The 16676-nt window shown below is 44.8% G+C and carries 4 protein-coding genes; all 4 read right to left on the bottom strand.

Annotation, left to right across the window (positions count from 1 at the left end):
- Nucleotides 1–275 precede the first annotated feature (275 nt).
- Nucleotides 276–11180, bottom strand: a complete 10905-nt coding sequence (locus BJP37_RS10140; RefSeq protein WP_075898504.1) for a Calx-beta domain-containing protein — start codon at nt 11178–11180, stop codon at nt 276–278.
- A 314-nt stretch (nt 11181–11494) separates the two neighbouring features.
- Nucleotides 11495–12001, bottom strand: coding sequence for a hypothetical protein (locus BJP37_RS10135; RefSeq protein ID WP_075898501.1), 507 nt, complete (start codon nt 11999–12001; stop codon nt 11495–11497).
- A 96-nt stretch (nt 12002–12097) separates the two neighbouring features.
- The gene (locus BJP37_RS10130; RefSeq protein WP_075898499.1) at nt 12098–12640 is read right to left on the bottom strand and encodes a hypothetical protein; all 543 of its coding nucleotides are present in this window, start codon (nt 12638–12640) and stop codon (nt 12098–12100) included.
- A gap of 210 nt (nt 12641–12850) precedes the next feature.
- Nucleotides 12851–16672 (bottom strand): hypothetical protein, encoded by a 3822-nt coding sequence (locus BJP37_RS10125; protein WP_075898496.1) that lies wholly within the window; start codon nt 16670–16672, stop codon nt 12851–12853.
- Nucleotides 16673–16676: the final 4 nt, after the last annotated feature.

Genomic DNA, 16676 nt, shown 5'->3' with positions numbered 1-16676 from the left:
GCAGCGCGGTCTTGGGGAGGCAGCGCGGTCTTGGGGGTTTCCCCCATGAGCGACTGCCGTGGTCTCCCCCATGAGCGACTGCCGTGGTTCCCCCCATGAGCGACTGCATCAAGACACTGAGAGGCACCCAGCAATATCGCTCACTCCTCCTGAGAATTGCTATAACTATAGCGTTTCTTGGAGTTATGAGGTACGCTTTTTAACCTCAAAGTCCCCCTTTTTAAGGGGGATTTAGGGGGATCGCTTTGTCCTCATCACTATAATAATTGCTATAACTATCCCTCAATAATATCTGTCAGCAAAAGATTCAAGTTTTCCACCGTTAACAGAGGCAAATTAGGATTCTCCGTACTACTCACATTTTCTGGATTGGAAAAGAAACTAAAACTAAACAGATATCGTCCCCTGGTTTGATTGGGGTTTTTCTGATCCTGCCAATTGTCAATTTCTCCGACAATATTTGTTCGCAGTTGTTGAGTCACTGCTAACATATCGGTGGAATCCCCAGACTTTTGAACCGTAAATCGAGGAGTTAGTAAAACAGGTAAGGAAGCTAACAATTCTTCGTCATTAGTGTTGCTAGCTAAAGCAAAGGCATACTGACAGCTAATCCGAATATCATAAGGACGGTTAATGATAGCTGGCAGCAAGACTTTGAATAACTCTTCGAGATGCTGTGTCAAAGTTTTACTTCTGGAATCGCCCAGGTCTGCAATATCCCAACGCTTATCATTAACAATTAGAGGAGTAATCCGATTCTTAAACCTTACTTCAGGAGTCTGGAAGATGAAAGCAGCATTGGTTTCCCTGCCATCAATCAAATTCTTATTGCGGGCGAGACGGATAGCACCCCAGGCATTTTGATAGTCCAACACATCCAAATTAGTTACAGTCACCTTACGATCCGGTAATGCTGACTCCCCAAAGGTTTCTACCCCAGTTGCATCAAGCAATTTGGTGAAATCATACTCAATTGTTGTATAAGGTACTGTGGGGGAGTTAGTGGTGACATCGTTTTGCCTGGTATCATTTAACTCATACCCTGGTAACTCAATGTCTAAGACTTGTTGATCAGCAACGGGAAGATTGTTAGTGGGAGTGATGATAACTGTTTTGGTTTCTTGGTCAGCGGATAGGTTTTCATCAATATTGTAGTGAACTGTCTGGCGAGATGCCTGTGCGATCGCAATCGGTTGCCAAATTTGCCATGACCTAGCCACGTCTTCTGCTAGAGTCGCAAAGGCACTGAGGGCAGAGGTAACCGTAGTCTGGTTGTCATCGGTTAACCCGGTTTCCAAAGCTTTCAGATCACTGGCTAGGGTTGGATATAGATTGTTAAAGCGCACCAGGGTATCTAACAGTGGATCAATAGTATTAGTCGTATCAATAATTGTGCCAACACCCACTGGGTCCGCAATCTCTGCATTAACTGCATTACTCAGCACAAGGGTAAAGGTTTCATTATTTTCAACAACATCATCGCTGTTGACTGTAACCTCAATTTCTTTGCTGGTTTCACCTGGATCAAATTCCAGCAGAGTTTTGGGAATTGCCGTGTAATCTCCCGGTGCTTTCGCAGTGCCATCCTGGGTTTGATAATAAACAGTAACAGTCTGTTCAGAGGGAGGAGATAAGGTAATAGTGAAAACTGCTTTTCCGCCTTCCTTCAAAGAGACATCATTAATCGTTAATTTAGAGGAACCATTGTATTCAATCCGGCATTCAATGGTATCTTGAGCCACATCGGGATGTTCATAGAGGAAAACATAATTCCAGTCTCGAATATCCTCAGCACTGAGAATATCACCAGCAAAACTGTCGGGGTCAGGAATTGCTGTATGGGAAATCAGAGAAGGAGGAAGGGGAAAATCTCGCAAAGGAATGGGAATTTGAACATCTCCAATTTGATTAGGATCATCGTTGAGAGGTTGAATAAAATTGAGCCAAGAGGAGGTGGAATTAGTAGTATTAATATTGTATTCCAACTCATTAACCTGATAGTTCAGATTAACTGCAATATCTTCGTAACGCTGAGGCGTTTGGGTATTGAAGAAAAAGGTCAGCGTAGACTTACCATTGTTGGCATCGCTCAGGGAAATTTTAGCTGGAGATAAGGTGAAATCTATCGATTGAAGCAGAGTTTGCTTTTCTGCGTCAGAACTAGTGGAGTTGGGTGTACTTTCAAGATTGGTGTAATAAGCCCCGCTCATCACTGGTTGCCCAGATAAACGAGGAATATCTTGACCAGACCATTGATAGCCATTAGCGATCGCTACATCCACGTTATATTGAACAATGGTTTCAATGTCGTAAGCATCCGCTAAATTTGTCAGCAATTCCTTTTGGAGTGCTGCCACTGCTAAGGTTTGGCGAGTAGTATACTCTGAGGAATTTGTATCCACAGAAGTATCCAATACATGGGTCACATTGTTACTAATCGAATCTGCCAAACTTGCTTTGACATCTAAAATCCGCCCAAGCTCACCCTTTAAGGTGGTATCATTCACTGCAGGAATAGCTGTTTCCGGTTTCAGGATATCTTCAATAGCACGTAAATACTTACGGGCTAAACCATTCAGGTCTACCGCATCCACTCGCACAGTTTCTGTTGAGGTTTGGTCAAGTCCACCATCTTGGGTGTAGCTGTAAAGGCTTACTTCCCCTGACATTAAGGTATTGCTCAAAGGCGCAGCAGAAAAGAAGTAGGGGAAATCCTCTTTGATATCGTAACTAATCCCCGTATCCCCCAGATGAACTGCCCACAGGGTATCGCTGTTTTGAGGATTAGCATTATCAATATTCCCAGCATTCCGCCCCACTGCTAGCTTTAAGTTAGGTAGTGCTTGCTCAAAAGCCTTGGCAAAGGGGTCAAGGGAGGCCAGGCGTTGGCTAAACTCAGCATTTTCATCATCGGAGGAGCTGGTCAGCACAACGGTTTTGGGAGCAAAATAGGCTGATACTACCTCAGCTTCAGGCACAAAGCCTGGATGCATCAAATCGTTGTTGCGTCGCATTTCCAGCTGTACGGTGACCGAGAATAGTAACTCCGTGGGATACAGAAGACTATTATTGTTATCCCGGATAGTGAGATCAACCGTTGTGCTAGCTACTGCTGGGGGAACAATCCAATTCTGTAAGGGCTCAATTAGACCCGATTCATTTTGGAGCGCTTGTCCTACTTCTGCTACAGTCAGGGGGCGTTGCGAACGCTTTTCTAACAGATCCACCGCTGTTTTCAGACAACTGAGGTCATACATGCGATGAATAATCTCCAATGATGTCTGTAAGGTTTCGCTCAATAGCTGATCATTATTACGGTTCTCTTCAATGTCAGCGATCGCATCCGGCACATCCAAGGTTTCAGGTTGAGTATAAACCGTTGATGGCTCGAATTGGGATTTAAGGTTTCCTTCAGCATCCAGCAGTGTTGCTTTCAAGATACTCAAGGAAGATTCACTATCATTGGGATCAAGTAAGGCCCGTAACGCAATGCGATTTGCCCCTTCTAAGTTGTCCAGTTGCTCATAAATAGCATTCACCGCCCCAATGCTTTGCTGGGCTTGACTGGCTTCGGCATCAATAGTATTTTTGAAATTAACCAGGGTTAGCGCCCATCGAGAGGTGAGGGTGTAGAAGGTTTCATCGGTTCCGGTCTGGATAGTTTGACTATCGATGAAAGCCGCTAACCGTTCTAAGTCGCTATTTACCGTATCGTCACTGTTGTAACTAATCTTAGTCAGGGATGCCAAAACCGGACGGACATCGATAGCAGTATTGCCACTCAACAGTCCTGCCAGGGTTTGGTTAGCGATCGCTACTGCTGCTGCAGTAATTTCCGTTCCCATGGTACTGGTTAACGTACTCAGGGATGTTGTTTGAGCTGTGGATTGTACCACTGCTAGAGAGTCAGCGTTCTGTGCAGAAGAGGTATCCAGGGTAAAGCGATCCGGAATGTAGAGGGTTGCCCCGGACTGTAACGCTAAAGTGGGATTTTGAAGGGCAATATCCCCTGCTGTGGTTTGATCGGTAATAATTTGACTATCATGGGCAGCAGCAATAGCAATCATTTGGTCAAAGCTATCCCCACTGGTGACAGTGTAGTTAAACAGCACGTCAGCCAGGATTACATCCTCCGTACCAAATAACCCAGTCATATCGCTGACAGCACCAGCAACCACAGCTAATTGACTAGCGATCGCAGACTCAGTCAGAATGTCACTGATATTGCCCACCCCTTGTACCGTTTCCAACACCGTGCGATGACGGTTGGTTTGTAGATGAAGTTGCTGAGTTAGGTAAGCAAGGGTGTTCTGTTCGGGCAGAATTGCCTCAGCAATGGTATACTCCAGGGCACCCACTTCAGCAACAATGCCCGATTTCAGCACATCGAGGGAGCGAGCATCAGTAGTGGCGACAAACTGGTTAAGGGCAATGTGATATAGACTATCCTGAGCCTGGATGGTGTAATCAAGGCTAATATCAGGTATTGTGATTGTGGAACCTGCCAGTAAATCCTGGCGTTGGGCATTGGCAAGAATCACCGTTTCAACAGTTTCTATCCTAGAGGTATTGGGGAATGCCGTAGCGATCGCACTCCAGGTCTTGTCAGTAATAATCTTGATGTCTACATTAAACGGAGTTGGTGAAGCTTCATCTTTCTTGGTCACCGTGACCGTTAATGTTGTGTCCGTGGGGAAAATTTCCAGATCACGAATGGCCTCAACCACATCCTGGGATGCTGCTAACAGACGGTCTCGAAGATTGCCCAAAGTTTCGCCATCCTGGGTTGTGCTATCCAAGGCTGAAACCGTAACCCCTGCCAGCAATACCGTCGATTCATTCTCTGCAATAATCTCATTGATACGGTCAGTCAGGATCTGGTCAAACTCCAGATCCAGGTCAGCATTTTCCAGCTGCAATACCCCATAGGCAATTTCCTCTAGGGTGGCATTTAGGGTAACGTAATTGTTGACGTGGGGTGCTTCTAGACCCTTGATCAGGACACCATTGGTTAAGGTTTGGGTCGTATCTAACCCTTGAGCAATGGTTTGTAGCAGGATTTCGATCAGGTGGTCTTCCTCTAGGGCGAGTTGTGCGATCGCAATTGACTCGAAGGTATCCCCATCTTGAACGGTATAGCTTACGAAATGATTAGCGCTATCCGTGTAAGAAATAATCCCACCAACCGCTAATAAATCCGCCGTTTTTGCATATTTAGTGACAATTTCCTCAACTTTGGCACTTTCAGTGCCGTAATCTTTGTTGAGCTTGGTTGCGATCGCATTTAAGCTGTTGGTTGGCTCAACCCGAATACCTACAGGAATCTGAATATTTTGAGGACAGAAAATACCACTAACTGCACTATTACTATCTCCTAAATCTCCAATATCACATCCATATTGATTAGCAACGGATTCCAGGTTTTCACTGTTAGCAGCCACTGTATAGGTAAATTGCTGCAGATATTCCAACGTGACCAAATACTTATAGACATTATCCACAAAGTCCGTGAAGGCGGCACGCTGGGCATCAGTCAACTCCTGGTCACTGCTGGGAATCACCGATGTACTCACCGTAAAGGTTAAGTTCGAGTCATGAACCTGATAGTAAATTTGTTGATAAGTAGCGCGGTCAGTTTTAATCTGATCCAGTGTCTCAGTGAAAAGATTCCCAGGAGTGGGAATATATTTAGATTGGTCTAACACCAACTCCAGAATCAAATTAGCAGTCTTATCATCCTTGCTGGTGATCTGATAGCTTTCACCCACCGAGGGCCATTGATTGATGCCGAAAATCGGGTCAAAATAACCTAATTTTTGGCTAATACCTTCCGCAAAGTTCCCATCGCTTCCTAAACGATTGCCATAGATATCTTGCCAGCGAAAATCCAACTTAAAGGTATCTCCAATGCCGTAATAGGGATTGAGGGTATCCTTGAGAATTTCCGGTAATGCTTGGGATTCTGTGTCGGCGGCGGTAGTTAAAGCATAAACCGGCAAGACTTTTTCATAGACCCATTTTGTATTATCCTCATCTTCTTCAATAGGTCCGATCGGTAGACGGTCTTGCCCGGTTTCAAAGTCAGCTTCAATTGTACTGGGCAGCTGATAACTTAAAAGCTGATAGAGGTTTTGAATCTCATCGGTAGCAGTATTATTGTCTACAGGTTCAATGGAGTCACGGGTCAGTCTAAAACCAAGATTTCCCGCCGGAATCCTTAACACATCAATGGTTTCACTACTGGTGGCAAAAATTTCGCTGACACCATTGAGTGTACTAATCTGGGGATGACCAGATGGAATATTAAGGCAGTTGTGATAGCTAGCGGCAGTGTTGCTAAAGGTCATTAACAGAGTGACCTGAGTCGTGTCCCCATCAGCAAACAGAGAATCTGGTAAGCCCTTTTGTTCATCATTTTCTGTATAGCTATAGTTGAGGTAATAGCCTTCACTATTTACAACAGTGCTTTCCTGTACCAGTCTTAGGAATGGTAGGAAAGTCGTAGACAAGTCTAGTGTCACAGTACGGTTATCCCCAGAATCTAGGGATAAATTCGTCTTCAGCATCAAGACTTCAGCAGTTCCATTACGGGTCAGAACTTTCGAGTCACCACTGTCATCCAAATACAACAAGGTCAAGGTTGTAGGAGTTACGTTTGCTGTCAGAATATCTTGCAGCAATTGCCGACTAGCGGTTTCAATCCGTTCAATAGCGTATACGGTGGGCAAAAATCCGCTCCCATCTGAGGTCGAGACTTGGCGGATTTCCAATGTTAATTTAGTTGCCCAAGTATATCCTGGGTCAATCTCCGCAGTATTTAAAGTTTCCCCATCTTGAACTGGCTGCTGATTGTAGAGAAGGGTTAAGCTTGTCTGGTCAGACTTAGACTTGAGATAATCACATAAACCGGAAGGAAGTTCCCACAGCAGATTATTAGCGCCATTGATAGATTCATTCCAGTAGGTTTTTTGGCGAATAGTGTATTGCTGCTTAGTGGGATTGTAAAACTCCAGCAGTGTTGGAGGAGTTGTGGGTAAAATTCCACTGGTTTCTGCCTCATCAAGCTGCTTAATAAGCGTAATGGTGTTGTAGGGAGGATCACTATCCGGGAAAGGGTAATTGAGTTCAGAGGTTAACGTTTCACTATCACTGGTCTGACTAGTTTCACTATCACTGGTCTGACTTTGATAATCAATTAGTCGAATCCAAGTCAACATAACCGGAACCGGTTTAAATAACCGAATTTCATTGGGGGTAATCGTTACCGTCTCACTATCCCCGTCTGTTGCGGGAGGAGTGCGCGTGACTGTGACAGTAAATTGTTGTCCTGTAGCAATATAAGCAGCTTGTTGTTGTCCTGTAGCAATATAAGCAGCTTGTTGTTCTCCATTAACGGTTGTAGTGTTATCTGTAAAGGTGGGTATTCGCAATCCATGCAACAAGAATCGTGAGGTCATTCCCGCTAAGGATTGGAACGACTCACCACCATTGAAATGATTGAGTAAGTCAATCAGAGTAATCGTGCCATTGGCATCAACCCCATCTTTTTTATCCCTAACATGATCGATGCCAAGCTGCACCGCAGAACGAATAATTAAGGTGAAGTAGTCAATAAATAGGAGTTCAGCGATCGCTAAATCTGCGGATGCATCGTTGGTCGGTATTTGTCCCAGCACTTCTTCTGTGCTCTGGTTATGGTTATAGTTGGAGGATTGAAAATAATTTTGAATCGCCTTGATTTGAGCGGGAGAATATTTCGTACTATCAAAATCAACGATATTGGGCTGCTTATTGGGATCATTCTCATCAGCACCATCCTTTAGTTCCATCTGAAGTTGAGGAAACATCGGGAAAATGGTACCACTAATTTCCGTATTATCGATGGGGCGGTCGGTGATATCAAATATAAAATTCCTAGACAAGAATCGAATTAGCGGTTCCCAAAACTCATCCGCAGGTTCTTCCTCTAAGTAGTTAACGAATAGGGTATAAACATCTTCTAACAATTCCAAGGTTAAGACTTGAGCATCAACATTGACAGAACTTGTGTTGATATTTAAAGCATTACGCTCACTATCTGATAAATAGGCATAAATCACCCATTTAAATAGGGCTTTAACTAACTCATCAAAGTCCGTATCATTATCATTGGTAGAGTTATCATCTAGAGGAATCGAGTTTTCCATAAACAATAACCCGATACCACTTACTTCTGTTTCGGTCTTAGTATCTGTTTCGGTCTTAGTAAAGGACGGTTGAAAATAAATATCGAGGCGAAGCTTGTCGTCTTTTACAGTTTCCGTGCGCACGTCTCCGGGGAGTGCTAGCTGAATTCCCGTTGTGCCATCATCCCATCGCAATGACCGTCCACCAGATGTTTGGGTAGTGCCATTTGTAGTAGTAGTATTTGTAGTAGTTACATTTGTAACTGTTCCTGTGCTACTAATGGTCTGGGCTTTAGCAAAAGCAAAGCGATTAGCCCTACCATTTTTTTTGATTCGAGGGGGACGCACGGTTTGAGCACGGGCAGTAAATACCGGAACAGTGGCTGCCATGGCTCCTCCAGATCCAGCAGCGAGTTGCCAGGGTGGTGTGCTATCTGAACCGAGGACAAATTGCTCCCGCACGGTCAAGTTAAACTTAAATCTGATCCGGACAAAGGCAATCTTGATCGATGCTCTGACAGAAACCTTAGCCACCAGAGCCACCTGAATAGCTTTGTATACCTCCACCACAAACAGCACCGCAACTTTAACCAGGACTTCTATATCAACCTGAATCACTTTAAAGTCCACGACACCATAGATCCGACCAACAATGGCTACACCACCCTGAATCCGGTAATAGGTGGCCTTTTTCTGATTAGTATCGGTGGGATTATAGGTAGCAAACACCCCTTGCAAAAGGCCATGGATGGTAATGCTGAATTCCGCGCGCAGAGGACCTTTCTTGATAATTTTCCCCAACCCGACCTGTAAGCCAATGCCAAATTCTAATACCGGGTCAAAGGTGCCACTAACAATGTCGGGAACACTGGTAGCTGTTTCTGCACTCAGTTTATTGAAATAGAAGCCCCCTAATCCTAAAAAGATGCCCACATTAACGGCAATGGATCTGGAAAAGTCACCACCCCAAGGGAAGCCCACATCGATACCAAAGTCTCCATTGGTATAGATTTCAATGGCAACCACTGGCAGGGTAATATGAACAGCGCCAAAGTCGATATACCGCATGGTGTCCGGTAAAACCAGCTCACTGCGATAGACCCCGACAGTGTCACTAATGCGGCGATAGAGGATTTCAAATTCAAATCCAGCAAAACTCTGTACTGGGGGTCCCGACAAGCTAATGCGCAGCCCGTAGATAAAGGGATCGTTGAAAATTACACTGATCTCAATGGCACCCAAAATCACAAATTGGGCACCAATTAACCACCCACTCTCTGCACTAAACTGAATGGGCTGACCTGAAAATTGAATCGGTTGAGTGGGGTCAGAACTTACTGCCGAAGGTAACGACTGTTGCAGAGCTGTGAGGGGATTTTGCCGCCGTTTAATGGGAGGAAGGGGTACCAAGGTTTGGCGCATCACCGTGGTGAATTGCTCAATAGTACGAGCTTGTTGCACAATTTCTGGTGCGAAGGCAACCCGTTGTCCCAAAGCCAGGAACTTCAGCTCGAAGATCGGGGCTTTAGTGCTGGGCACTTCTGGGGGATTTTCATTGACTGGGTCCCACTGAACTCGCTTTTTGGGTTGTCCAGGAATACTTAAGTCTACTGCGATCGCTATTTTTTTATTGGATGCTGTTCTAGCATTATTTTGTTGGGTACTGACCTGAGATGACTTAGTCCCAAACTGGTAAGACAGTCCCACATTGGATACCTTAGCAATCAAGACATTCAAGGTAGCCTTGTAGGAAATGGTGATGGATTTATTAGTTAGGTCTATCTCCAGACTAAACTTATCTAGCGCTATCTCTTGTTTAGCAAATTCATCCCAGGGTGGGTCGAGTTCAAAGTCAGTAATGCTGGAGTCATATACACTGACAATATAGGCAATCAGGTCACCAATAGTGGGATTATTGTTGCCATTGATCAAACTAACGCTAAACCGCAACAGTTTACGATTATTGATATTGGTGTAAACTGCGCTCAACAACAGGGTACTGATTTGGAGTTGGAAAATTAACTCACCGGTACGATTAGCCAGGGCTTGGGGTGAACGACCAGAGCCTGATGTGCTACTGGTTTGGCTAAAGGTATAGATAACCGAGAGTTGTAAGGTATCGAAAAAGGGAATAGAGGCTTTGACCGTTCCTGCGATCGCTCCTTTTAGGGTCGTAGAGGTTCCCCCTGGTTTATTACTCGACCTTTTAGTAATTTGAATCGCCGCTTGGATTTGCAGGGTTTCTTCCCCTGGCACTAAAGCAATGCCAGTATCCCAATCCATGGATCCGGTGAAGGTATAGCGGGATTCGACGATTTGGGTACTATTCTCTTGATAGCGGGTTTGTTGTAGCGCAAATGCCAAGGAAACTACTAAATCCCGCAACCCATACTCATCGAGTTTATCCTGGGAAAACCCAAAAGCTTTGATAACTTCGGTAATGCTGATATTTTGAGCAGTGGCAGAAAATCCCCACTGACTGACAATCTGGCTCCCCCCAGAATTGGTAACCTGTGACGAAAATTGATGGGCGACCTTAACCGCAAATTCGCCCCCAAATAACTCAAACAGCCCCTCAAATGAGAGTTTTCGCTGCTGGGAGAGGGATTCTGCCGTATTCTGTTGAGTGCCATTTGTTGAACCAGAAGATTTGACCGACGACACTGACAGCGCAAGCTGTTCGATCGATAAGGTTGGTCCCGAATCGAGGGTAATCGACCAGGGATTTTCAATGGCAGCCTCAAAAGAAAATGCCCCTTTATCCGGTCGCAATTCCACCGCCATTTTGGTAATGGCTAAGTTCTGAATCGAGTCTGGTGCATCTAATTCTGGAATCAGTTCTTCCAAAAGCGCCACGACATAAAGTCGCTGTCCAGCAATCATACCGCCCCGATAAACCGTTACGTTGCGGTCTTCAATTTTCTCCAGGATCAAATTGACAGTTTCACCAGCAACGGTTAGCTCGGAGATCATACCAAAGCTAACACTGGTTGTTCTTTGCACTATTGCAGTCATGGCTCGATTCAGAAAAGATTACTAGGCAAAAATGGAATTGTCGAAAGTCAGTGGTCAGTGGTCAGCATTCAGCCGTCAGCATTCAGCTATCAGCTTAAAATAAACTTTGGGAGAATTTATAGCATTTTTCGCAGTTATGAGGTAAGCTTATAAACCTCAAAGTCCCCCTTATTAAGGGGGATTTAGGGGGATCAATTTGTACCTTATGGGATATATAATTGCTATAATTCAGATGAAATATTCAAAAGCTGATAGCTGACCGCTGATAGCTGATAACTGTTCGCGTAGCGTGCGCGTAGCGCATAAGCTGATCGCTATTCTTCATTACTAACTTTGAAATAGATCCCCCTTAATTTGAGGTCTAATCCATCAATTAATTTACCGGCATCATCTTGCCATTCTGCTGATAGTCCAACAGTGTAAGCTGTCTTGTCTTTGGCTACTGTTCCATTTGTGGCAGCACCGGGTATTCTGACATGAAATTCATCCACATATAAACCTGCTTCTAGAAGGAGATTAGCAGCATTCTGTAAGACAGTTATATCGGGCAAGACATCCGGATCGATCGCTCCTTCTTTCAGTGTGCCACCTGATTGGGCAGCCTCGTCTGCGGTCACTATAAAATCAGCCTCGACACCTAGAGTCCCGATAATACTACCAAGAGAGGTACCTACTGTCCCTAAATAGACTCTCTCCCCTGCCGGAAGTTCAACTTCAATTCCCTTTTCTTTAATTTCATTAATAGCATTTTTAGGTTCTAAGGAAATTGTCTTTCCAGCCAGTTCTAGAGAAACACCAAAAAATACTTTAGTATCTGCCATTTTTTCGCTCCTTGTTCAATCTAATAAAATCAAAAAATGTCAGTAAAATTAAAACACTATTACTTACCAAGTATAACTTATAAAAGTTCGATTGGTTTATAGTTGATCGAGCTTAACTTCAGCTTCCGGGGGAACTACTGATTCTTCTGGAATCTTTGTTGTTGATAGATTATCATCAGCCACAGGATTTCCATTTTCGTCTACGAAGGTTAACCCTTTTTTAACAATCACACCATTGGGATAATCATCGGATTGGGGTACCGAAAATACGGTTACTTTAATCCCCCTCCTATCTTCAGGTTCCGGGATAGGTTGGAAGACATCAATCTTCAACTTCATTGCTAGTTCAGGAGCAACGTCTTGGTTGGTTAGGAAACTAAAATCTTTAATATCAAAGGGAAAATCCTCGGCAAAATTGAAGGGAAACTGATCATCAATTGATCCAGTAGCCGTATAACAAGGATCCGGTGATGTACCTTCCGTAACAGTAATTGGTTTTGCCCACATATCAGATAATGGATGATTGTCAGATAAGGTGATGGGCACTTCTTCAGTAATGCTATAGGTAGTCTTGACTTCCTCCATAAAGGTTGGGATATCGTTAATATCTTGATAATTGGGGATTTTCTGCTCTGCCATCGTATCTCCTGTTTATCTAAATTAAATTAAACCTATTGGTTAAAGCAATTCTCTTTCCCATTGAGGTACAAAGGGATCCCCCTAAATCCCCCTTAATAAGGGGGACTTTGAGGTTGATAAGTGTACTTCATACATACAATAAACGCTATAGTTGCTTTTAATAGTTGGACATTAACCTTTGGTGGGGGACGCGCCACCAGATAGCTGTAGTTATTTAGCATAAGCAGCATACCAGCCAACGGCATCATTACTATCCGTGGCATCAGGATTGCCAAAGATAACAATTTCGGTTTGTCCATTGGGGGGAAATGAGAGGACAAAAAACTTAAGAGCAACGTTCTTGATTTTCAACAAGTAAGCTGTACCAGAAGCGCTAGTCGAATCAACCAGTAATTCCACCGTCTTGAAAGACAGCTTCAGTACACTCTGGAGAGGAAAACCGAGCACATCCCCACCAATTCCCGGTAGCCTCAATCCTACAAAGGTTGTTGCTTTTTCCTGGGAACCATCCTGATTCGGTTCCCAGATAATCAAGAGATTAACCACAAACTGAGCTGAACCCGACAATGCCCCCAAACTGCCCAAATTAAACTCGAAATTAAAACCAAAGCCACTGTCGGGCATAGAACCACTGCCCAAGGGAGTTTTCACAGTAAGATACCCTTGAGGCTTGCTATCCGGTTGAGCAGGGTCGAGATAGACGAAGTTAGTCAGCTTAAGGGGAAATTTGCTGTAGAGACTATGGGGGCGGGCTTTACTCTGAGCCAAATCAAAGGCAATTTGGCTGGCATCGACACTAAAGGTGATATCCTGGGTACCATTGGTATGCTTGCAGTTCATCACAATGGTTAGCTTTGAGAACTGGAGGAATTGTTCGTTATTGGCTAGCTCATCCAGTTTTTGCTGCAACTCCGCTGATGCTTGATTGAGAGTATCAATCCCTACTTGATAATCGTCTTCCAGAGCACGGGCACTGCGATTGACCAGGTTGCTGGCAGTTAACACGTCATCTGACAGGGAAGTATCTGACCCAAAGGATAATCCATCAAAGGTCTCTAGGTCACGGAAATTGAGACGGCCCCAGAGGGTAAATCTTCCAATGGTGAGTGTAGTATCATTGCCTGGGGGATCTGTGGAAAAAGTGGCCTTAACGATGTCAACATTATTGAGAATATGACTATCGGGTAGGGCAAAATAGTTCTCGCCGGTAAAGCTAAAGCTATAGGTAATCACCCCATTGTGTTCTTCCGTAAAGCCCTGGAGAATGACGATATTCCGTCCTGAACGACTATTGAGTAATTGGGTGGCTTCGTCAAAGAGTTTATCTAGGGTAAGATTGACCTCACTGGAAAATGCGGTAATTTGTGAATTTTGGAACTGCACCCGTAAGTTGGCCACCTGGAAGGCATAGCCCAAGGGACCCGTTTCTGGCACGGAGTTGTCTTGATAGTCCAGCAATCCAAACAAAGAAGACTGTTCCGCTACCAATTCCCCATTTTGGGGCAAAATCGGGGTGCCATTACTCCCGACATACTGAGCGTAGAAGTTATCCTGGTCTTGTATGCCACATTCTAGGGCTTTCAAGTCTTGAGGCAGTCCTGTCCCAGCTGGCAGCTTAACATTTAAAGCAATCATCCCTGACCAAAAAGTGCTGCTGCCAACCCGGGCTAGAGGGGCAGCATTATCCCGGTCTTTTTCAGCAGCATTGGGGTCCTCTGCCGTTGCGATCGCATTTTCAAAGAATGTCACTAAGCGATCGCGCACTGCTTTAATTTCCTTGACCCGTTCATCAGCATCAGTTGCCGTCCCGACAAATACCTCCGGTTGTTCCCACAGGGCGGTATCCTTGAGAATATCAATCAGGGGCTTATCTAGGAATTTAAACAGTAAGACCGTATCCGTATCCCCTGTGCCCTGTCGCCAATTGTCTGGATTGAGATCAAAAGTCCACCCTTGAATGGTCAGTTGGTTATTCTGAAAATGCTCTTTGATAACTTGAGGAGATTCATTGGTATCAAAGGTTTTTAGAGAAGTCGGGTCAGTGATCACCAGGAACATCTGACTGGACTGGAAAGCTGAACGGAGGGATGAACCCCGTTCTAGGTCCTGCAAACTCACATCCTCATTGTCGGTATCCTTCGCCAGTAATAGACTATTGAGGGTTTGGTAATCAGAGGAATAGGTTGCCAACAATCCCAGGGAAGTTGTACCAGTGATGGTTTCCGTTGTTGAGGTAGTAGCAGCAGCAGCTGTCATGGCCTGAGCTTCAGGGGTAGCTGATCTACTCAAGGCACTGAATGCTTGGGGACTAGATGTCCCTATCCCCCCTAGTATTCCTTGAGGTTCACCGCTAAGTTGAGTAGTGTCTGTTTCAGCAATAATTTTAATTTGTTTGCGGCGCTGGGGATTGAGGATTTGTTCCTCCATTTGCTGATAGTGAGCCAGGGTTCCACTTACGCCTCCATAGGGAAACAAGGGTAAATACTCTCCCCTGGGCAGTCCTGTAACGGGAACCTCCAAAAACGTGAGGGGGTCATCAGTTGGGTCTTGGTTTCCATCCTGAAACGTTGATGCTCGATACAGCAAGGACTGCTTGGGTTGGGAAAAATAGACCGGTAAATTCGTTACTTGCTCATATTCAATATATCCCCAAGCTGTAGTTGTTTCCGATTCTAGACGCTGCCCAGCTTCATTGGTTTCTACAATTTGCTCCGGAACGAAATCCGGCGCAAAGGTCGGTTTTCCAGCTTCCAGATGCAGAATATTAACCTGTTGACTCGACAGTTGAATGTATTCAATCCCCGCTAATCCACACAAGAAGTTATCTTCATCTCGTATCGAAAAGTCCTTACCACTGGGGATAGGGGTACTCTCGTAATTGGGAACCGAGAGAGTATATTTCCCTTGGGGGACTAGATACAAAGGTGAACCAAAGATGCTATAATTCTGCCCTGGACGCTCTGCAAAGATTAGCCGACTGTCCCCATGACCATGGGGAGTGACATGGATGGAATATCCCAAATTAGTGCGATAACAAGAAGGCAAGGATAAATCCGAAATGTTCGAGTTTCCTGGCTCTACAAAGGCAAAGTAAGTGCGATCGCCATTCAACGGTTGGAGGGGATCTAGGGCGCTATATAAAGTCAGATTTTGGCTACCATCCCCTTGCTCAGAATAATGGGAGGCAGCATCGCTATCTTCCCCCAGAAAGGGATATCGGTGGCTAGAAATCAGGAATTCCTGGTCGCTATTCAATCCTGCAAAACCAGACAAGGGGTCAGTGGCGTCTAGTAAGGAGTTTGCGGATTTGAAAAACATCCGCAGGGTCACATCCAGATAGACCAGTTCCTCAAAGGAGGCTGTGCCAGGAGATTGGTTTTGCAAGGTCAGGGCAAAGGTCAGGCAACCGGCCAACTCTCCACTAAAGGGTAATGCCAGAGCTTCCCCTGCCTCATTGACTTCAATCCCTTTGAGTTGATGAGCACCATAACCTGTGGACAAATAAAAGGGGTCACTTTTCGGTGATTCAGTGTCCAGTGATTCAGTCCCAGTGTTAGGGAGGTTGTGTAGAGACGGATCGAGGGCAAACAGAAATCCGTCTTTGGTTGCGTTCAACTGACAAGTTACACCATTAGCGATCGCTAATTCATAGTTGCGGAAATTAAAAAAGGTCAGTCGCTCTACAGTATCTGTGGGGGAAAGGGTTAGGGCATGAAATCGCCAGCGAGAGACTAACTCCTCTGGGTTGTCAATCCACAAAAACCGGGTATTGCGTACCGAAGGTGTAATCAGAAATTCACGAATACGGTCACTCAATACCGAAGGGTCTATAGCATCATTTCCCTCTGGCACAGCTTTGAGAAATAGATATACTCCCGTCTTTATTGTCCAAGTTTCTTCCAGGGAAAGGGTTTGGGAATCTCCTATCGATCCTTCATTCACCCAAAACCCAATGCTATAGGGCACGGTAGGGTTAACGGATTCAGATAAAACGTAGAGCGCCTGTGCTGTTGATTGGGTAAAGGTAGTCATCTGC

Source organism: Moorena bouillonii PNG (assembly GCF_001942495.1).
Classification (GTDB): domain Bacteria; phylum Cyanobacteriota; class Cyanobacteriia; order Cyanobacteriales; family Coleofasciculaceae; genus Moorena; species Moorena bouillonii.
This window is presented reverse-complemented; position numbering and strand designations above follow the sequence as displayed.

What these genes read in the sequence shown, in the direction of transcription:
- BJP37_RS10140 (WP_075898504.1), bottom strand. Translation starts at nt 11,180, where the DNA reads ATGACTGCAATAGTGCAAAGAACAACCAGTGTTAGCTTTGGTATGATC.
- BJP37_RS10135 (WP_075898501.1), bottom strand. Translation starts at nt 12,001, where the DNA reads ATGGCAGATACTAAAGTATTTTTTGGTGTTTCTCTAGAACTGGCTGGA.
- BJP37_RS10130 (WP_075898499.1), bottom strand. Translation starts at nt 12,640, where the DNA reads ATGGCAGAGCAGAAAATCCCCAATTATCAAGATATTAACGATATCCCA.
- BJP37_RS10125 (WP_075898496.1), bottom strand. Translation starts at nt 16,672, where the DNA reads ATGACTACCTTTACCCAATCAACAGCACAGGCGCTCTACGTTTTATCT.